General features: G+C 46.6%; 17 protein-coding genes. 12 read left to right on the top strand and 5 right to left on the bottom strand.

Annotated elements, in window-relative coordinates; genetic code table 11:
• Positions 1–26: 26 nt before the first annotated feature.
• The 5 genes from hisIE to L3C95_RS21965 all read left to right on the top strand — a co-directional run bounded on the left by hisIE (position 27) and on the right by L3C95_RS21965 (position 5,117).
• Positions 27–635: a bifunctional phosphoribosyl-AMP cyclohydrolase/phosphoribosyl-ATP diphosphatase HisIE gene (gene hisIE, locus L3C95_RS21985; RefSeq protein ID WP_236390812.1), complete on the top strand. Its 609-nt coding sequence runs from the start codon at positions 27–29 to the stop codon at positions 633–635.
• Positions 636–659: 24 nt separating this feature from the next.
• A complete protein-coding gene (locus L3C95_RS21980) occupies positions 660–1,748 on the top strand; it encodes a TlpA disulfide reductase family protein (protein WP_236390811.1) in 1,089 nt (362 codons plus the stop codon).
• Between the two features lie 129 nt (positions 1,749–1,877).
• Entirely contained in the window at positions 1,878–3,050 is a 1,173-nt protein-coding gene (locus L3C95_RS21975; RefSeq protein WP_236390810.1) for a TlpA disulfide reductase family protein, read from the top strand.
• Between the two features lie 151 nt (positions 3,051–3,201).
• The gene (locus L3C95_RS21970; RefSeq protein WP_236390809.1) at positions 3,202–3,558 is read left to right on the top strand and encodes a BlaI/MecI/CopY family transcriptional regulator; all 357 of its coding nucleotides are present in this window, start codon (positions 3,202–3,204) and stop codon (positions 3,556–3,558) included.
• A 5-nt stretch (positions 3,559–3,563) separates the two neighbouring features.
• Entirely contained in the window at positions 3,564–5,117 is a 1,554-nt protein-coding gene (locus L3C95_RS21965) for a M56 family metallopeptidase (protein ID WP_236390808.1), read from the top strand.
• 62 nt (positions 5,118–5,179) lie between these two features.
• Here L3C95_RS21965 and L3C95_RS21960 read toward each other — a convergent pair whose 3' ends face one another.
• The gene (locus L3C95_RS21960) at positions 5,180–6,232 is read right to left on the bottom strand and encodes a formylglycine-generating enzyme family protein (RefSeq protein WP_236390807.1); all 1,053 of its coding nucleotides are present in this window, start codon (positions 6,230–6,232) and stop codon (positions 5,180–5,182) included.
• A 102-nt stretch (positions 6,233–6,334) separates the two neighbouring features.
• Between L3C95_RS21960 and L3C95_RS21955 the strand changes: the two genes are divergently transcribed.
• The gene (locus tag L3C95_RS21955) at positions 6,335–7,711 is read left to right on the top strand and encodes a GH1 family beta-glucosidase (protein WP_236390806.1); all 1,377 of its coding nucleotides are present in this window, start codon (positions 6,335–6,337) and stop codon (positions 7,709–7,711) included.
• A gap of 59 nt (positions 7,712–7,770) precedes the next feature.
• Here the strand turns inward: L3C95_RS21955 and L3C95_RS21950 are convergent, their stop codons facing one another.
• Both L3C95_RS21950 and L3C95_RS21945 read right to left on the bottom strand, forming a co-directional pair.
• On the bottom strand, positions 7,771–9,003 hold the full coding sequence (locus L3C95_RS21950) for a hypothetical protein (RefSeq protein WP_236390805.1): 1,233 nt from the start codon (positions 9,001–9,003) through the stop codon (positions 7,771–7,773).
• A 20-nt stretch (positions 9,004–9,023) separates the two neighbouring features.
• On the bottom strand, positions 9,024–10,358 hold the full coding sequence (locus tag L3C95_RS21945) for a DUF4270 family protein (RefSeq protein WP_236390804.1): 1,335 nt from the start codon (positions 10,356–10,358) through the stop codon (positions 9,024–9,026).
• 251 nt (positions 10,359–10,609) lie between these two features.
• Between L3C95_RS21945 and L3C95_RS21940 the strand changes: the two genes are divergently transcribed.
• From L3C95_RS21940 to L3C95_RS21925, 4 genes are all read left to right on the top strand, one after another.
• Entirely contained in the window at positions 10,610–11,629 is a 1,020-nt protein-coding gene (locus L3C95_RS21940) for a Kelch repeat-containing protein (RefSeq protein ID WP_236390803.1), read from the top strand.
• Positions 11,622–12,008, top strand: coding sequence for a DUF4907 domain-containing protein (locus L3C95_RS21935; protein WP_236390802.1), 387 nt, complete (start codon positions 11,622–11,624; stop codon positions 12,006–12,008). The genes L3C95_RS21940 and L3C95_RS21935 overlap by 8 nt, the downstream gene beginning before the upstream one ends.
• A gap of 178 nt (positions 12,009–12,186) precedes the next feature.
• Positions 12,187–13,440 (top strand): sensor histidine kinase, encoded by a 1,254-nt coding sequence (locus tag L3C95_RS21930; protein ID WP_236390801.1) that lies wholly within the window; start codon positions 12,187–12,189, stop codon positions 13,438–13,440.
• A complete protein-coding gene (locus L3C95_RS21925) occupies positions 13,415–14,125 on the top strand; it encodes a LytR/AlgR family response regulator transcription factor (protein WP_106603033.1) in 711 nt (236 codons plus the stop codon). The genes L3C95_RS21930 and L3C95_RS21925 overlap by 26 nt, the downstream gene beginning before the upstream one ends.
• Positions 14,126–14,218: 93 nt before the next feature.
• Here L3C95_RS21925 and L3C95_RS21920 read toward each other — a convergent pair whose 3' ends face one another.
• The gene (locus tag L3C95_RS21920) at positions 14,219–15,346 is read right to left on the bottom strand and encodes a cysteine desulfurase family protein (RefSeq protein ID WP_236390799.1); all 1,128 of its coding nucleotides are present in this window, start codon (positions 15,344–15,346) and stop codon (positions 14,219–14,221) included.
• Between the two features lie 133 nt (positions 15,347–15,479).
• Positions 15,480–16,862 carry a phosphoglucosamine mutase gene (gene glmM / locus L3C95_RS21915; protein WP_236390797.1) on the bottom strand — a complete coding sequence of 461 codons (1,383 nt, stop codon included), beginning with the start codon at positions 16,860–16,862 and terminating at the stop codon, positions 15,480–15,482.
• A gap of 224 nt (positions 16,863–17,086) precedes the next feature.
• Between glmM and L3C95_RS21910 the strand changes: the two genes are divergently transcribed.
• Positions 17,087–19,099, top strand: a complete 2,013-nt coding sequence (locus L3C95_RS21910; RefSeq protein ID WP_236390796.1) for an LTA synthase family protein — start codon at positions 17,087–17,089, stop codon at positions 19,097–19,099.
• Positions 19,100–19,146: 47 nt separating this feature from the next.
• The gene (locus tag L3C95_RS21905; RefSeq protein ID WP_236390795.1) at positions 19,147–19,890 is read left to right on the top strand and encodes a class I SAM-dependent methyltransferase; all 744 of its coding nucleotides are present in this window, start codon (positions 19,147–19,149) and stop codon (positions 19,888–19,890) included.

Genomic DNA, 19,890 nt, shown 5'->3' with positions numbered 1-19,890 from the left:
ATCTTACTTTAAAATATGACTACTGCATGTACAATAACAAACAGATAAATTTTGACAAATGTGCGGATGGTCTGGTGCCAGCCATAGTACAGGATTCAGCTACACTGAAAGTCCTGATGCTGGGGTATATGAACCAGGAAGCACTGGATAAGACCCTGCAGGAAGGCAGAGTGACCTTTTTCAGCCGTTCCAGAAAGCGTCTGTGGACAAAAGGTGAGGAGAGCGGTAACTTCCTGACCCTACAGGAGATCAGGGTGGATTGCGATAGTGATACACTGCTGATCAAGGCTATCCCAACTGGCGTGGTATGCCATACAGGCGCAGATACCTGCTGGGAGGAAGACAATGTCAGCAATGATTTCCTGTCAAAGCTCGAAAGCATTATTACTGAGAGAAAGAATAATCCTTCGGAGAATTCCTATACATCCAGGCTGTTCGCAAAAGGAATTAATAAGATTGCGCAGAAAGTAGGGGAAGAGGCGGTGGAAGTCGTTATAGAAGCTAAAGACGATAATGAGGAGCTGTTCCTGAACGAATCAGCAGACCTGCTTTTCCATTATCTCGTGCTGCTCAATGCAAAAGGATACCAGTTGTCCGACGTATTGGCCGTTCTGAAGAAAAGGCACGATAAATAGCAGTTATTTTTTATATTAGTAGGAATGAAACAACTTGTTACCAGCACCCTTGCGGTGCTTTTCTCATGTGCAGCCTTTGCTCAGCAGGAGGTCTCCGGTACATTGGCGGGAGCGGAAGGCAAAAAGCTCTATCTGTATTCAGATGATGATAATAGCCCGAAGGATTCAGTATACCTGAAGGGTGGAAAATTCTCATTCAAGGTGCCTGAGCCCAAAGGACTGTCTATTTACGCAGTCGTGCTTGAGGGTGTTCAGAACCCCCTACTGTTTGTAACAGGCAAGGAATCAGTGCATTATACCCTGAATGCGCAGAGTTTCCCGATTGCTACAGCTATAAAAGGAGATGAAGAGAACAAAGCGATGCAGGCCTATCAGAAGACGTTTCTGGCCTTGATCGAACGCGCGCAGGTCCTGAATGCTGAGGCATCAAAAATATCCGGAGATGATGAGGCGGCGAAAAATGCTTTCCGTGCAAAGGCATCCCTCTTCAATGAGGATGTGGTGAATGCAGGAAGGGATTTCATAAAAGGCCACCCAAAGCAGCTGGCTAGTTTGTGGATACTGTTCAATGAGTTACGTAACCGCGTGGAGCCGGATGAATTTGAAAAGATCTTCAATTCACTGAGCCAGCCACTGAAAGAATCCAAGTATGGGTTGACAGCAGCCAAATACCTGCGTAGTGTACAGGGAGAGACTGAGGGCGGCGGCGTAGCCAGCGACTTTACCCAGGAAGATATTAACGGTAAACCGGTTAAATTGTCTTCCTTCCGGGGAAAATATGTACTGGTTGATTTCTGGGCCAGCTGGTGCGGTCCATGCCGGGCAGAAAATCCGAACGTAGTGAAGGCTTTTGAGCGCTTTAAGAACAAGAACTTCACCATCCTGGGGGTTTCCCTTGATCAGGACAAAGATCGCTGGGTTGGGGCTGTAAAGAAGGATAATCTACAGTGGACCCAGGTGTCTGATCTGAAGGGATGGAGTAATGAAGTAGCACAATTATATGGTGTAAATGCCATTCCGGCCAACTTCCTGATAGACCCGAATGGGAACATCATTGCCCGCAACCTGCGTGGCAGAGCATTGGAAGCCAAACTGGAACAGATATTAAAATAATTAACTTACCGGCCTCGTATCTACACGAGGCCGCTTTTTTTATATTCATTTCTGTCGCCGTTTATCACAAACAGGTTGATTTTCCTGCCGGGATATGTGAATTTCGTTAGTCTTAAATAATCTAAATCAATGAAGTCCGTAATGATGGCCGTGGCGTTTTTTGCGCCAATGGTCCTGTTGGCGCAGGAAAAATGGAAGGGTGAACAATCATTTACGATACAGGGCACTGTCACAGCTTTACAGAAACCAGCAAAAGTGTATCTGAATATCAGGCGTTGTGGTGATAACAAACTGGATAGCACGGAGGTTAAAGATGGTAAATTTTCTTTTTCCGGCGTCCTGGCTGAAGCAACCATCGCCAATTTGTTGCTCAAAGTACAGGAACCGCCTGTCCAGAAAGATGGCCAGGAGAATCCTGAGGTAAGAAAGAACGATGTGCTTACACTGTTCCTGGACAAAGGAGATATTACGATCACTACTGAAGATTCTATTAATAAAGCTACCGTAAAAGGATCTGTTGCAAACGATGACTACCTCCGTCTGAACGGACAGCTGAGAGATGTGAACGCGCGTCTGGATGAACTGGAACGGCAGTACCGCCAGCTGTATATGGCGGAAGACGAAGAGGGCATGAAAAAGCTGGAACCTCAGTTCGACGAACTGGCCGCGCAGCAGAAGCAGGTGATGAGGGACTTTCTGAAGAATAATTGTAACTCGCCAATAGCCATCTACGTATTGAATAAATATGCAGATTATGAGATTAACCTGGCTGAAATTGAACCTATGTTCAACAAGCTGGGAAAAAATATCCGTAATACACCGGGAGGAAAGGATTTTGCGGCAGGACTGGAAGCAGCAAAGAAAACTGCCGTGGGCCAACCTGCTATAGACTTTGCCCAGCCTGATGCTGAGGGAAAAAATGTGAGTCTGGCAGCCTATAAGGGAAAATATCTCCTGATAGGCTTCTGGGCCAGCTGGTGTGGCCCCTGCCGTGCAGAAAACCCGAATGTGCTGAAGGCTTACAGCCGGTTCCGGGATAAAGGGTTTGATGTACTGTCAGTCTCCCTGGACGATAAGCGGGAAAAGTGGCTCGCAGCAATACAGGCCGATAATCTGCAGTGGACACAGGTGTCCGATCTGAAGGGCTGGAAAAATGACGTAGCAGAGAAATATGGTATCAGGGCTATTCCCCAGAACCTGCTGATCGACCCCCGGGGAAATATCATTGCCAAGAACCTGCGGGGCGATGCACTGGAGAAGAAACTGGAAGAGGTTTTTAAAGTAGAAGTTGCCGGAAAATAACGGCTGGTAAGGATTTTAAAGTAAGTACATAGTAACATAGAAGAAAAACATCTGCCCAAAGCAGGTGTTTTTCTTTTTTTATTTGGTGGTTTACGAAAAGTTCGTAGATTTACGAAACAATCGTAGATGGTTGTTATTTAAACTGAACAATATGGAAAAGCTGACGCAGCAGGAAGAAGTGGCAATGCTAGCCATCTGGAAAACAGGGCCGGGGTTCGTGAAGGACTTTTTAGAAGCACATCCCGCTCCTCAGCCGCCGTATACCACGCTGGCATCTACCATCAAGAACCTGGAAAAAAAGGGGTATCTGAGGAGTGAGAAGATGGGCAATGTATACCGGTATACGCCCGTGATAGCGGAAAGTGAATACAAGCAGAAGTTTATGAATGGTTTTGTAAAAGATTATTTCGAAGACTCTTACAAGGCGCTGGTCACCTTCTTCGCAAAGGAGAAGAAGATCACTCCGGAGGAATTAAAGGAAATCGTCAAAATGATTGAGAAAAACTGATCGTTATGCTTATTTACCTGCTTAAAGCCAACGTAGTGCTAATACTGTTTTACCTGGCTTATTATTTCGGATTAAGGCGGCTCACTTTTTATACGCTTAACCGGTTTTTTCTGCTGGGAGGGATTGTTTGTGCGGCCATTTGTCCATTGATAGATCCATCATTATTCATACAGCAGCATCAGCCCCTGAATGCTGTGGCAGAAACATATATACCGGATCTGGCGGCTTTACAGACGCGTCAGTCTGTACCCTTTATCAACATATTCCTGGAGTATATTTTCTGGGCAGGAGTAGCCGTGATGAGCGTACGTCTGCTGATCCAGTTATTGTCTTTATGGAAACTGCACCGGCAAACAAGGGCTACCTCTTCTCCGGAAGAGCAACGGCTGAGAATAATGGAAAAGCCGGTGAATCCTTTTTCATTCATGCGTACTATTTATATTAATCCTTCTCTGCATAGTCCGGAGGAATTTGCTTCCATCATCCGGCATGAACAGGTGCATGTACGGCAGTGGCATACAGTGGACGTGCTGCTGGGAGAGCTGAACAAGATCTTTTACTGGTTCAATCCCGGCGCCTGGTTAATGAGCATTGCTATCCGTGAGAATCTCGAATTCATCACAGACAGAAGCATACTGCAGCAGGGAATGGATGCGAAAGCTTATCAATACAGTCTTATAAAAGTAAGTGGGATCCCATATGCGACGGCCATCGCAAACAATTTCAATTTCTCACATTTAAAACAAAGGATTATGATGATGAATAAAAAGAGATCATCCCGCTATCATCTGCTACGTTATGTGGTGCTGGGCGCCATTATGGGCATTGCAGTGCTGTCGCTGAACTTTACCAGGGCAATTGCCAAAACTGAGAAGGCGGCAAAAAACTTCGCTGTTGTTACTTTCTCTGCAGACACGGCGAAACCTGCAGCACCTGCACCTCCGGCACCGGTGCCACCACCGCCGCCACCGCCTCCTCCGGCACCTGCGAAAGGAACGGCACAACCAGCTGTTCCGGCAGCTCCTGCGCTTCCGCCAGCACCTGCGGGCAACGCTGTTCCTGCGGTTCCTCCGGTACCTGCTGCCCCTGCTGTTCCCAGCAAGGATGTAGTTACCCTGACTTCTGAATCTGGCGTTACTTTTAGAAGAGGGCAGACGACCGAGCCGCCACTGTATTTTGTAGACGATGTAAATATGGGCCATCAGGCACCCGACTGGTTGAAGGGCGACGAAATAGCATCTATTAACGTCTATAAGGGCGAACATGCGGCAGTATACGGAGAAGATGGTAAAAATGGGGTGTTATTTATTTATACAAAAGGGTATACTGGTACGAAGGTAAATACAGTTAACACTAACTATGTACATAAATCTGGTGAACCAGCGGTTACCAATGCCAGTACATCGACGCTGACGGGTCAACAACCTGTGAAGGTGACAACCAACGTTAATACCACTAACAAGACCTCTGTCAACACGAATGTAAACGCGGTCACCACCGTAAATGCCAATACGAACGTAAATACGGACACGGCAGATAAGAAGTCTGAAAATAAGTAAGCAATAACGTTGCACATGATATACAGGGGCTGACCACAAAGTTGGCCCCTTATTTTTGCAGCTTATTTGTCTTTCACACACCTGAAACCAAGATTCTCCAGTCCTGATTCCGGTGACGTTTTCATTCTTGCGGTAACCCGGTAACCGGAGCAATATTCATCAGTACACATAAAGGAGCCTCCTCTGATCGTATGTTTAGGCGCGGCAGGATCGTCAGGGTCATAGCCGCTGGCAGGGCCTTTTGGATTGTTATTATTGTCTGCCTGCTGATAATAACGGCTGTCATACCAGTCAGCACACCATTCCCATACATTGCCCGACATATCGTATAATCCATAGCCATTGGGTGCATAACTTTTTACAGGGGCCAGCCCGGCAAAACCGTCAGTCTGTGTATTCTGATAGGGGAAATGTCCATTCCAGGTATTTGCTTTGGTCTTTCCTTCCGTCAGTGCTTCCGTACCCCAGGGATAAGGCTGATCTTTCAGGCCGCCCCGGGCTGCATATTCCCATTCCGCTTCTGTTGGCAGGCGTTTGCCCGCCCATTTTGCAAAAGCCTGTGCATCATCCCAGGAGATGTGTACTACCGGCAGCTGTGCTTTGCCATCCAGATTGGTGTTTGGTCCGCCGGGATGCTGCCAGCTGGCGCCCAACACAAACGACCACCATTGCGATACGTCATCCAGCGGCACCGCGTGGGAGGGAGGCGCAAACACCAGTGACCCAGGTTGTAACATACTGCTGTCGGGTTCAGGAGAACCTGGCGGCAGTTGCTGCATCAGTTCTTCTTTGCTGATAGGTTTCTCAGCTGTGGTTATATATCCTGTAGCCTTTACAAATACAGCGAATTCGGCGTTGGTCACTTCATGTTCGTCCATCCAGAAACTATCCACCGTTACGGTATGACGGGGCTGTTCATCTTTTCGTGCTTCCGCATCGTTGGCGCCCATGGTAAAGGTGCCACCTGGAATGAGCATCATGTGGTTCAGTGAGTCGTTTATCGCGGCATGGTCTGCCGTGTTTGTGGCTGCGGCCTGTTGCGGATGATTGCCCTGGCAGGCGTACAGCAGGAGGCTCGTACTCAATGCCCATCCGGTAATGTGTTTACTAAACATTTGCCTAAGATCGCTATTTTGTATGTTAAATTTCAGGCTCCTTAACAATTAAATAATCAGTTATACAAACAAACTGTCGTAAACTGCATCCTTGTTTTATCTATGGAACAATTTACCGCGCCTTTCAGCCGCCAGGATTTTGGAGAGCACTTCCTATGGGGAGTGGCCATTTCGGCTTTTCAGAATGAAGGGGCCTGTGATGCTGATGGTAAGGGCAGGTCTATCTGGGATGAGTTCTCTTCAAGGAAAGGAAAGATCAAGGATGGCACCAATGCACTGATAGCAAATGATTTCTATAACCGTTACCGGGAAGATATCCGCCTGGTGAAACAACTGGGATTTGATGTATTCCGTTTTTCCATCTCCTGGCCACGTATACTGCCACAGGGCACGGGTGCCGTTAATCCAGCCGGTATCGCTTTCTATCATCGTGTAATAGACGCCTGCCTGGAAGAAGGGTTGACACCCTACATCACACTTTATCACTGGGACCTGCCACATGCACTGGAATTGAAAGGAGGCTGGTGCCACCGCGGGGTGATCTTTGCGTTTGAGGAATATGTGCGTATCTGCATGAACGCATATGGAGACAAGGTGAAGAACTGGGTAGTGATGAATGAGCCTTTCGGTTTCACCTCTCTGGGATATATGCTGGGCGTGCATGCACCAGGCAAATTCGGCCTGTCCTATTTCCTGCCTGCAGTGCATCATGTGTTACTGGCGCAGGCGGCCGGAGCGAAGGTGATCAGGGAAATGGTAAAAGGGGCCAATATCGGGACTACGCTGTCCTGCTCATATATTTACCCATATTCGCAGCAGGAGGCCGATATACAGGCTGCAAAGAAGGCTGACGCATTGTTTAACCGCCTGTTCCTGGAGCCGGTGCTGGGGATGGGATATCCGGTGAATGATTTCCCCTTGTTACGCCGCATAGAAAGGCGGTATGCCCTGTGGAGGGACTGGGATCAGTTATCGTTCGACTTCGATTTTATTGGTGTGCAGAACTACTTCCCGCTGGTGATACGCAGAAATGCTTTCATGCCGGTGGTGGGTATTTCAGAGGTCAAGCCTAAAGCGCGCCGGGTACCAACAACGGCCCTGGGCTGGGAGATCAGTGGCGAGGGGCTGTATGCCATTCTGAAACAGTACGCAGCGTACAAAGGCATTAAGAAGCTGATTGTAACGGAAAGTGGGGCCGCCTTTGCCGATATCATGAGCGAAGGAAAAGTAGATGACAGGGACCGTATCAGTTATTTTGAAGAATATCTCTCGGGTGTGCTGAAGGCAAAGAGGGAAGGGATACCTGTGGAGGGATATTTTGCCTGGACGCTTACGGATAATTTCGAATGGGCGGAAGGTTACAGGGCCCGCTTCGGACTGGTGCATGTAGATCCGGAAACACAACGCAGAACGATAAAGAGATCAGGATATTGGTTCCGGGAGCTGTTGCATAAGGAATCCACATCCGGAAGGAAGTAATAAAAAAGCCCACAGCATATGCTATGGGCTTTAATTATTTTACTGTCCGTCAGCTCAGATCAATCGTAAGTTCTGCGCAGGAACCAGATATCTCTCAATGAGAAGTGGAACACACCGTTCACATAAGTTTCTTTGACAAGTCCGCCGCTGGTAGTACCGCGCTGACCTACTTCAATTCCTATATAATAACGCAGCACATTGGATTTAGCCGGGATGGAGATACCTGCGGTACCTGCAACATCCTTGATCTGGTTATTATTGACAACCAGGTATGACTTGTAATAAGAGAAACCTGCCTGTACTATAATACCTTCGGCCTGCTGATTACCATATGTACGTTTGAAGGCATATTCAAGACCTGTAGAGTAGCGATCAGAATTAGTAAGCTTGTATTTGGCGCTTACAATGCGGCTGTCAGTCCACATCTGTCTGCGTATGTCGGCCACCCATGTGAGGCTACCGTTGGTGAGTGAAATACCGCCACCAAACTGCTCAGGTAATGTATATCTTTCCTTGGCCAGATCGTCTTCGAAGAGCGTTGTTTCCGTCGCGTTCTGTACGATCAGCTTTTTCTCGTAGCTTAATTTTGTTTTGAAGCGGTAGGTAGCACCGAGGCCTAGCATCCAGTTCTTTCCCAGCATACCGGAATACAGGATACCGGTATTGAAGTTGGTATTGAATGCGTAACGCTGGATCTTGGTAGATACGGTATCCCCGCCGATATTTTCTGTTACGTTGTTGGGACCGAACAGGAAGTTGGTGGATACACCTACTGAGAAGTTCTTCGTCAGCCTTACCCCATTAGATATATACGCTTTATAAATGCCGCCGGTACCTTCGGTAGTGGTGGTCTGGGGCGATGTATCTATAAATGTGGTAGAGATCAGTTTATAATCAACGTTGCTGAACTGTCCGAAGCCGGCGCTCATACCCCATCTGTTGTTCACCTTGAAACCCATGGCCAGTCGTTTGACGTTTACGTCGCCCGCCGTTTGGTTCAGGTTACCGGCATCTTTGTAGTTAACGGATTGTGCGCGCAGTGATACATCAAACATAAAGTTCTGACGTGGTATTGCCGAATAGGAGGCCGGGTTCAGTTCATTAAGATAAAAATCTGAACGGCGGCCAATACCGGTACTGCCGAGACCAAAGTTGCGGGTGTAATCATGCTCCTCCTGGTCGCCGATGGCGTAGGCAGAATAGAGTGAATTGATACCGTGTTGTGCCATAGCCTTTGCGCCCAGTAAAAGCATCAGGCCGCATAAGCCGGTCGTATATTGTAATCGCTTCATGTAGTCAATTCTTGATTGCATTATTTATACCGCAGGTAATAAATCTGAACTGTAATTCTGTTTTTCGTGTTCCTGTTGTCGCCCAGAATAGCACGGTCAAAGTTAGTAAGACCGACTGATCTTGGAGGCAGCAACGCCAGCCCTCTGTATGAATTATCAGTAGCTTTTAATTGTGCAATGCAATAATTGGTAATATCGTAAGTATAGGCGGTCGTCTGATTATAGATAGGATCGAGTACCAGGCTACCATATTGTACGGCGCCGGTGGTAGGGGAAACGAGCGTATCTTCTATGACGTTGCCATCTCTGATAACGCCAAGTACCAGCGCGTTAGGAAGAACGTATGGATATTTATAAGTCGCTTTCTCTGGTCTTACGGTCAGTGTGGCCCGCATGATCTTCGAAAACTTGCTCAACTGGTTAAAATAGCGGAGATAAGGAAAGTCGATACGGCCGATGATGTTAGTCAGCGGCTGTACAAACAACCTGTTGTCTGCAGCGGAAGAAGGCAGTAATTTCTTGGTCGGGCTCAGTGTGGCGAGCGGAGACCCTGAAGGACGCTGTACATCGACATGATTGAACTGTAGTGCTGAATTATAAACAGGGAAGTCAATGTATGCCTGTACGATCTCACCCGGAGTAGTATGATAGAAAAGGCGCAGGTTCAGGGAGTCATCTGCCCTGAAAGCGTTGACCACCTGGCTGTTGGCACCTGGTTTCAGTGCGAGGCCTTTGAAGTATCTGGAGAAATTCAGCTGGTTGGTGATGGTCTGTGAGTTTTTATCGCAGAGCGTAAAAAACTCTCTTCCAAGTACATCATCCAGTCTTATTTTAAATATGGAGTCGCGGTGAGGACGTATCCTCATTTGCCGGCTACCCAGTGGGGTAGGGTCTGTGGCAAATGAACTGCGGCTGTACAGGAAGGTGCTGTTTCCGAGTCTTTTGATCTCTTCCTGCACACGATATACTTCGAGGTGCTGGGTCAGCGTGGTATCACCATAATATTCCGTTTTGGGATGCACCACTAATATAAGAGAGTCATAGATGGCCCTGTCGGGAATAGCAGTACCGCTAAAGGCTTTTAGCTGCCAGTATGAAGTTGCAGAAATTTTTCCGAAGAAAGGATCATCGGCGGTACCAACGAGGGCTACGCTAAGATTTGAAGTAGGAACAGAATCCAGGTATGCCGTGCTCATGTTCATGGTAATGGTGTCTGTTACCAGAAACTCCGTACCACTCTCATCTGTGATATTATCATATAAAAAACCCTCCTTATCACAGGCGGCGGCGCCAGTGATCAATAATGCACAAACCAGGTATTTACAGGCCACTTTGGCGCGGATACTTTTATTCATGGAGCGCAATTTTAGACAGGAACCCAACTTCACGCTGATTTAATATGCGAATAGGCTCTTTTTATCGACGAATACCCTTCGGTACTCTTTGTGCTACTGCTGGGGTAGCAAGGCGCCGTAGATGGTAAAAAACCAATTGGCAGATAAAAAGGCCTGATTTGTCTGTCAAAAGTACCCAAATATCTATTTCGTGATTGAGCTTAAATAAGTGCGGATAATTTTGGCAGCTATTAAAAAAGTAAAAATAACTTATGCGCTATTTAAAAGTATGTTTTCTGGGATTGGCAGTACTTACATTGGCCTCCTGTTCATCAAGCGAAGATACGACCAAGCTGGGTAACTGGGTAAGAAGGGCAGATTACCAGGGAGACGCCAGAAGGGAAGCAGTGAGCTTTGTGATCGGAGATACAGCGTATGTAGGAACTGGTACCAGTGGTGTTGATGGTGGTACCTGGTTAAGTTCTTTTTATAAATACGACCCGGTAAAGGATAACTGGACCATTATAGCGTCTATGGCGGATAAGAATGATCCTACAAGGAATCTTGCCCGTACTGGCGCAGCAGCTTTCACTGCCGCCGGCAAAGGATATGTAACAACCGGTAGCGATGCTGATCTGAGAACATTGAAAGATACCTGGGCATACGATCCTGCTACCAACAGCTGGGAAGGCAAAGCTGAATTCCCTGGCGCCGGCCGTTATTATGCGGTAGGTTTCGGTTTAAAAGATATGGGTTATGTAGGTACCGGCTATGATGGCGGTAACAACATGAGCGATTTCTATAAATATAATCCATCTTCCAACACCTGGTCTACAGCTAACTCTCTGAAAGACAAGAGAAGACAAGCAGTTGCTTTTGTGATCGGCGATAGCGCATACGTTGTAACAGGTTCCGGTGCAGGTACAACACCTACCCGTATGTATGTGTACAACGCTACGAACGACCAGTGGAACGAGAAAGCAAAGATCGAAAACGCGACAGACGAGTCTTTCGATGATGATTATTCTTCCATCGCCCGTTACGGTGCTGTTGCATTTGTGATCAACAACAAAGGTTATGTTACTACCGGTTCAAGTGCAACTACCTGGGAGTATGATCCAATCAACGACCGCTGGACAGAAAAGACCGCTTTCGATGGTGCAAGCCGTACCTCAGCTGTAGGCTTTACCGTAAAAGGCAGAGGTTTTGTGAGCACCGGTTATTCTTCCGCTACTTACCTGGATGATCTGTTTGAATTCTTACCAGATCAGGAAAATGACACTAATGACTAATTATAAGTCTATTCTTTTTGTAAGCATGCCGGTATTGGCCGCAACGCTGTTCTTTACAGCCTGTCAGCAACCGTCCAGGCAAACAGAAAAAACTGAACATATTGAAGAGGCGCCAGCTACCGCAATGCAAGACAGCATTGCGGTAGTTACGTTTCAACCCGAAGGGGGAGGATGGGGCTTCAAGATCAATAAAGGCACCCATACTTACATTGAACAACCTTTCATTCCCGTGATCATGGGCAGAACGCCTTTCAAAACAGAGGCAGATGCACTGAAAGTGGGAGAACTCCTCGCCGCCAAGCTTAGGAAAAATCCGGCCGGTTTACCGGACTTGACCAGGCAAGAGCTGCTTGATATGAAAATAGCCGGTGTAGAGTAGCACTAAAAACTCTCCGGTAGATATATATTAACTTATATTAATATTGGCCACAGTACTGTATTTGGCCATAGAGATCTTTTATTCCCCAGAAATTTTAACATTCCTTTTACTACGCTTAACAAATTTTAACAGCCGCTTTACGGGAATTGAGTGTAAGTTTATCGCGCTTTTGGGCTACATGATAAATTTAAAACAACTCTATAGGAACCGGCTATTCAGCGTAGGACTGCATATTGTAGTTTGGACCTGCTTCCTGTTCTTTCCCTTTTTTATCTACCGGATCAAGATCCAGCACCCCTGGTTCTTTGCCAGGGAAATAGTTGATAACCTCTTCCTCATAGGATTGTTTTATCTCAATTTTTATGTACTGATCCCCCGTTTTTTCACATTAAAGAAAATAGTCTACTATCTGTCTTTTGTTGTATTAACGCTGGTATTCATCATTATGCAACAGGCAGTTACGGAGTATGTTTTCTGGAAAACCTTCGCTTCCCAGGAAACGGTACTGACGCCAAACAGGGACCGCGAAGCGGGATTTGCTCCGCCACCACCCTTTATGCGGTACCATTCGCTGGAGGGCAGGCTGCATTCAAAGGTGAGATACCGGGAACAGATAACCCCGGTATACGCCGGCGCTACGCTGAACGACTCGATCAGAAAAAAAGAATTTATCAGTGCCCGGAGTGAACTGTCTTTCCTCGACTATATCCTTTTCCCGGAAATATTGCGGAAATCGGTTTTTGCCGCCTTGCTCATGCTTTTTATGAGCGGCTTTATCAAGATCGCGCAGGAATGGTTTAAGAGTGAACAGCAACGGGAAGCCCTGAAAGTGGAGAATCTGAATGCAGAATTAAAATTTTTAAAGTCTCAGATTAATCCTCACTTCCTTTTTAACTGTCTAAACACCATCTACTCGCTGGCACATAAACATTCCGCACAGACAGAACACGCCATCGTCAAACTGTCTACCATCATGCGGTACATGATCTATGACTCCAACGAGGACAAGGTACAGCTGCAACAGGAGCTGCAATACCTGGAGGACTATATTGATATTCAACGTTTAAGAATGCCGGACGATATAGTGGTGGACTATGCCGTGCAGGGAAATCCGGCAGGATTGAAAATAGAGCCCATGTTGCTGGTGCCATTTGTTGAAAATGCATTTAAACATGGGATCAGTTATGCCGAACCATCTTTCATTGCCATTGCCCTGGCAATAGAAAGGAACCAGGTGAGACTGGTAGTGGAGAACAGCCGCTTTAGAAAGCGCGTGGCCGAAAAAGGGGGAATAGGCCTGCAGAACGTGCGTAAACGGTTGGAATTATTGTATACCGGTGACCATGATCTGGAAATCACAGAATCTGAAAACCAATTTATTGTTGATTTAAAAATCGTGTTGAAAAATGATCAGGTGCATAGCGGTGGATGATGAACCACTGGCATTGGAAATAATCACCGACTTCGCCAGGAAGGTTCCTTTCCTGCAGCTGGTGGGTACATTTGAGAATGCGACGGAAGCTTTACGTTTTTTACAGGAAGAGCGGGTAGACCTGCTGTTCCTCGATATTAAGATGCCGGATATCACGGGTATTCAATTGATGAAATCCCTGAAGTACCCACCCATGGTGATCTTTACCACGGCATATGGAGAATATGCACTGGAAGGATTTGATCTTGAAGTGGTGGATTATCTGTTGAAACCAGTGCCCTTTGAACGTTTTCTCCGGTCGGCCACCAAAGCGCTGGAACTGAGAAGCATGTCCCAGCAGAAGAATGGTGACAGCAACAACGGGCATGTCAATGATTACATCTTCATTAAGACAGAATACAAGATCATTAAGATCAACCTGGAAGATATTTTATTCATCGAAGCACTGAAAGATTATACGAAAATTTATACGCCATTTCAGCCAGTACTCACACTGCGCAGCCTTAAGTCGTTCGAAACACGTTTACCTGCAGATAAATTCATCAGGGTACACCGCTCTTATGTTGTGTCACTGAATAAGATCAATTCTGTAGAGAAGAATACCGTGATGATCGCTAATCAGTCTATTCCTATCAGCGACGGCTATAGGGAAAAGTTCTATGACGTGATCAACCGGAACAGTTAATCAGTCTGCAATATCAATAGCATAAAAAAGAAACGGTAAAGAGCGATCTGCTATTTACCGTTTTCTTTTTATTGTCTGTTGAAGTATGATCGTTTATATGATCTCTTTCAGTCGGGTGATTACTTCGTCAATTTCTTCTTTCGTATTGTCTTTGGCGAAAGAGAAGCGTACCGCAATCCTGTTAGGATCACTATTGATGGCGCGGATAACGTGAGAACCTGCATCGGCGCCGGAAGTACAGGCACTGCCACCAGATGCGCAGATACCGTTAATATCCAGGTTGAAGAGCAGCATTTCACTCTTTTCCGTTTTAGGGAATGACACGTTCAACACCGTATACAGGCTGCGGCCATAGAGGTCGCCGTTATGGCTTACGCCGGGTATATGCTGCTTTAACTGGTCCATCATATACATACGCAGGTCATTAATATACCTGCTATGTTCTTCCATGTGCTCAGTGGCCAGTTCCAGCGCTTTGGCAAAACCAACAATGCCGTATACGTTCTCCGTACCAGCGCGCATGTTACGTTCCTGGGCGCCACCATGAATGAACGGCGTGATCTTCACATTTTCGTTGATGTAAAGAATACCTACACCTTTAGGGCCGTGGAATTTGTGGCCGGAACCATTGATGAAGTGTACAGGTGTGTTACGCAGGTCAAAAGCATAGTGTCCTACTGTCTGTACCGTATCAGAATGGAAGATGGCATCAAATTCCTTGCAGAGGTTACCTACAGCATGGAGATCGAGCAGGTTGCCGATTTCGTTGTTGGCATGCATGAGGCTTACCAGGCAACGTTCAGCTGAATTGGCCAGCAGTTCGCGCAGGTGTGCCATATCCACATGACCGTCGGGTAGCAATCTTACATTACTCAGCCTGATCTTGTCTTTTGAATGGGCATGCTCCACAGAATGGAGGGTGGCATGGTGTTCAATTTCAGAAGAGATGATATGCCTGCAGCCCAGGTTGTGGATGGCTGCAGTTACCGCAGTATTGGTGCTTTCAGTACCACCTGAGGTAAAAAAGATCTCTCCCGGATGTGCGTTCAGGATCTTAGCTACGGATTTACGTGCGTTTTCAATGGCCAGTCTTGTTTCACGGCCATACGAATAGATGGAAGAAGGATTTCCAAACTTTTCTGTCAGATAAGGCAGCATCACATCCAGCACGTCTTTATCCAGCGCCGTGGTGGCTGCATTATCAAAATAAATTCTTTTCAAGGTGGTGGTGGTTTTTGATAAAAAAATGCCGTTGGCGGACACAAATGTCTGATTTTTTTAGAAAACCAAAAAAAACAACCGGCGGACACAAATACATGCATCCGCCGGTTGATATTTTCTAAGTAGTTGGAAATTAGTGCATAAACTCACGGATGTCCTGCATGATACGTTTGGCGATATTATCGGCCGTAGTCTCATTCTGGCTTTCCGCATAAATCCGGATAATAGGTTCCGTATTGGAGGTACGTAAGTGTACCCAGTCCCTGTCGAACTCTATTTTCAGACCGTCTTCTATATTAATTGGCTGGTTCCTGTACTTACCCTTGATCTTATCAAAGATGGTCACTACATCCACACCTTTGTCCAGTTCAATCTTGTTTTTGGAGATGAAGTAGTCAGGGTAGCTGTTGCGCAGGGCTTTCAGGTTCTTTTTGGTCTGTGCCACATGGCTGAGGAAGAGGCCAATACCGATCAGGGCATCACGGCCATAGTGCAGATCTGGTACGATGATACCGCCATTACCTTCACCTCCGATCACCGCGTTTACCTCTTTCATTTTACGCACTACATTCACTTCTCCTACTGCGGAAGGATGGTATTCTCCACCATTCTTCAGCGTTACATCTTTCAGTGCCTGTGTGGAAGAAAGGTTGGAAACAGTGTTTCCTTTGCGGCTTTTCAGTATATAATCAGCTACTGCCACCAGGGTATATTCTTCACCGAACATGCTGCCATCTTCACATACGAAGCAAAGGCGGTCTACGTCAGGATCTACAGCAATACCCAGGTCTGCACTGGATTTATTCACTTCGTTGCTTAACGCGGTAAGGTTTTCCGGCAGTGGCTCCGGATTATGACTGAAACGGCCATTCACTTCATCGAACAATACGGTCACCTCTTCTACTCCCAATGCCTTCAGCAGGGCAGGAATGAAGATAGCGCCGGTAGAGTTGACAGCGTCCACCACCACTTTAAAGTTGCGGGCTTTGATAGCGGGAACATCCACCAGGGGATAGTTCACAACCATATCGATGTGTTTCTGCAGGTAACTGTCATCTTTTCTGTAAGTGCCAAGTTTATTGACATCTGCAAAGGTGAAATCTTCGCGTGCAGCCAGATCGAGTACGATCGCTCCATCATCGCCGGATATGAATTCGCCTTCACTGTTCAACAGCTTCAGGGCGTTCCATTCTTTGGGGTTGTGGCTCGCCGTAAGGATGATACCACCTGCGGCCTGCTCTGCCTTTACAGCTACTTCAACTGTAGGCGTGGTAGAGAGGTCAAGATCCACAACATCCAGGCCCAATCCGTTGAGCGTAGCAACTACGAGTTGTTTCACCATTTCACCTGAAATGCGTCCGTCCCGTCCTATTACTACTTTCCTGTTGTCGGATTGTTTGATGAGCCATGTGCCGAATGCTGCTGTGAACTTTACAACATCGAGAGGTGAGAGTCCTTCTCCAGGTTTGCCCCCGATGGTTCCGCGAATGCCAGAAATCGATTTGATCAGTGCCACGAATTTCAATTTTTAAAGGAAGGGCAAATATAAAATTACAATCAGCAATAGACAAATGAATTAAACATATAGCGCTCCTTTCTAATTAAATATTAATTATATAGATGTGTTATAGTTTTAATGTGGGCCATTTATATAGGGGTTAGGAAACTTTACACCGTTTTTCATTAATGCCACAGTTTAGCATACTTTTGCATGTCAAATTAATCAACAGCTACGTTTACATGAAATATTTATGGAAGAGTATACCCCGGTATATTCGATATGTGATTATCCAGGCCTTATTCCTATATCTCTTCATGGTCGTTTTTCGTCTGGTTTTCTTTCTGTTTTTCTTTAAAACTACCGTTACGGATAGCGGGGCCATCCTGAAGGCCTGGACGCTGGGGCTGAGATTCGATATGCGACTAGCCCTGATCCTGACCGTTCCCTTATTGCTGATTGCTTTCATTTTCAGAAATAGCTTCTTTACAAAACCGGCCATCAGAAAGCCGGTTTTTGTCTATCTCTTCCTGGTCTACCTGGTGCTGACGTTCGGCTATGTGTTCGACCTGGGACATTATGCTTACCTGGGCCTGCGCATGGACCCTACCATTACCCGTTTCCTGGCAGCAGGAGAACGGGCTGACAATGCCAGGATGTTGTGGCAGAGCTATCCGGTTGTACGCACAATGGTGGGCATCGGACTGTTCCTGTTCCTGATTTCGTACCAGTTTATCCGTTCCTATCGCCGACTGGCGCATGAACCGGCTGTGAAACTCAGCAACTGGAAATACAGTGGCTGGCTGTTCTCTATGGTCATCGTGTTTGCTGCCGGTATTTATGCCAGTATAGCCTACTTCCCGCTACGCTGGAGCCAGGCCATGTTCACCAGGGATAACGGGGTGACCAGTCTGGCGCTGAACCCTGTGCTGTACTTTGTTGCTAACATATCCGGTAAAACGGACACCTATGACATAAACAAGACGAGAGAGCTTTATCCTGTGATGGCGCGATACCTGGGAGTACAGCAACCGGATGTGGAAAAACTCAACTTCCTGCGTGAGATCCCCGGCGCAGACAAAAAGAAAATGAACGTGATACTGGTCATGCTGGAATCGACCGGAGCGGCCGTTACCAGTATGCACAATAACCCGATGCAGCCTACGCCCAATATGCAAAGGCTGGCCGACAGCGGGATCCTTTTCCGCAACTTCTATGTACCTGCCGTCAGTACGGCCAGAACGGTGTACGGGGTGACTACCGGCCTGCCTGATATCAGTCTGACAAAAACTGCGTCCCGTCATCCAAAGATGATCGACCAGCGGGTGGTATTGGACCAGTTCAAGGGGTATGAGAAATACTACCTGTTGGGAGGAAATACCAACTGGGCCAATATCAGGGCCGTATTCACGAATAACGTGGAAGGGGTGAAGATCTACGAAGAAGGCTATTTTAAATCGCCTAAAGCGGATGTATGGGGCGTATCTGACTACGATCTGATCACAGAGGCAGACGAAATATTCAGGGACGCCGGCAAACGGCAACAGCCATTTGTGGCATTCCTGCAGCTGGCAGACAATCATCCTCCATATACGACCACAAATGGGGGCGGCGGTTTTAAAAGGATAAGCGCCCGGGATATTGATAAAGAGCAGTTTAAAAAATCAGGATTCGTTTCCATAGATCAGTTGAATGCTATCCGTTATGAGGATTATAACATAGGGCATCTCATCGATCTGGCAAAAAAAGGAGGATACCTGGACAATACCATTTTTATCATGTTCGGAGACCATAACTGTACCCTGAATCCTTACCATTTTATGCCTACCCCGGAGTATGAACTGGTCAGCGGATCAGTACATTCCGCCTGCTTTATCTATGCCCCGGCACTGGTAAAGCCCCAGGTGATCAATTATGCGGTCAGCCTGGTAGATATTTATCCGACAATGGCGAAACTGGTGGGTATGCCGGTGAAGAACTATACGCTGGGACAGGATATGCTGGATACTGCGCAGACAAGCAGGTATGCTTTTGCCAGCTATGCCAAAAACCTCCAGGGGTATATATCTATGATAGGGGAACGCTATATGTATGAGATCAATACGAAGACCCAGGCAGCCTATCTGTATGATATGCAGGGAGACCCGCTGAAAAATGTGAGTGCACAATATCCGGATACGGCAAAAGCGCTCGATAATTTAACGCGGGCATTTTACGAAAGCACCCGATATTTGATGTTTAATAATAAAAAATAGAGCTTTGGGGCGTTCATCTGATCATGGAAGTTTTTAATGAGTTAGCAGTGGAAATACAAAAACAATGGTTTAAAGATTGGTTCAATTCTCCTTACTATCACCTGTTGTACGATAACAGGGATAATGCAGAAGCGGCAACTTTTATAGACAAGCTGTTGAACTATCTGCGTCCGACTGCTAATGCCACCATGCTGGATGTAGCCTGTGGCACCGGTCGCCATTCCAGTTACCTGGCATCAAAAGGATATACGGTCACAGGTATCGACCTTTCCATCCGCAGCATCAACATTGCCCAAAAGCTGGAAAATGATCATCTCAGCTTTTACCAGCATGATATGCGTCTGCCTTTCAGGGTGAACTATTTTGATTTTGTATTTAACTTTTTTACCAGCTTTGGTTATTTTGATACGGAAAGGGAGAACGAGAATGCATTACGTACTATGCGGAATGCCCTGAAACCGGGAGGCTGCCTGGTGCTGGACTACCTGAACAGTCCATATGTCGAAGCTAATCTGGTGCCTTTTGAAGTGAAAGAGAAAGGCGAGGTGGTGTTCGATATTGCCCGGGAGGTAAATGATGGAAAATTCCAGAAGCAGATCAACATCCTGGACCGTTCCCGCTTATACCGGACCACATTTACCGAGAATGTAAGTGCCTTTACCCTCCACGATTTTCAGGAAATGTTCGCCCATCAGGGTTTACAAATAACAGATATCTTTGGAGACTATCATTTCAATAGTTACGATGAACAGCATTCGCCAAGACTGATCATCATTGCTACAAAACAATAG

The sequence above is a fragment of the Chitinophaga filiformis genome (assembly GCF_021646545.1).
In the GTDB taxonomy this organism is placed as follows: Bacteria; Bacteroidota; Bacteroidia; order Chitinophagales; family Chitinophagaceae; genus Chitinophaga; species Chitinophaga filiformis_A.
Note: the sequence above shows the minus strand (reverse complement) of the source record. Positions and strands in the feature narration are given on the sequence as shown.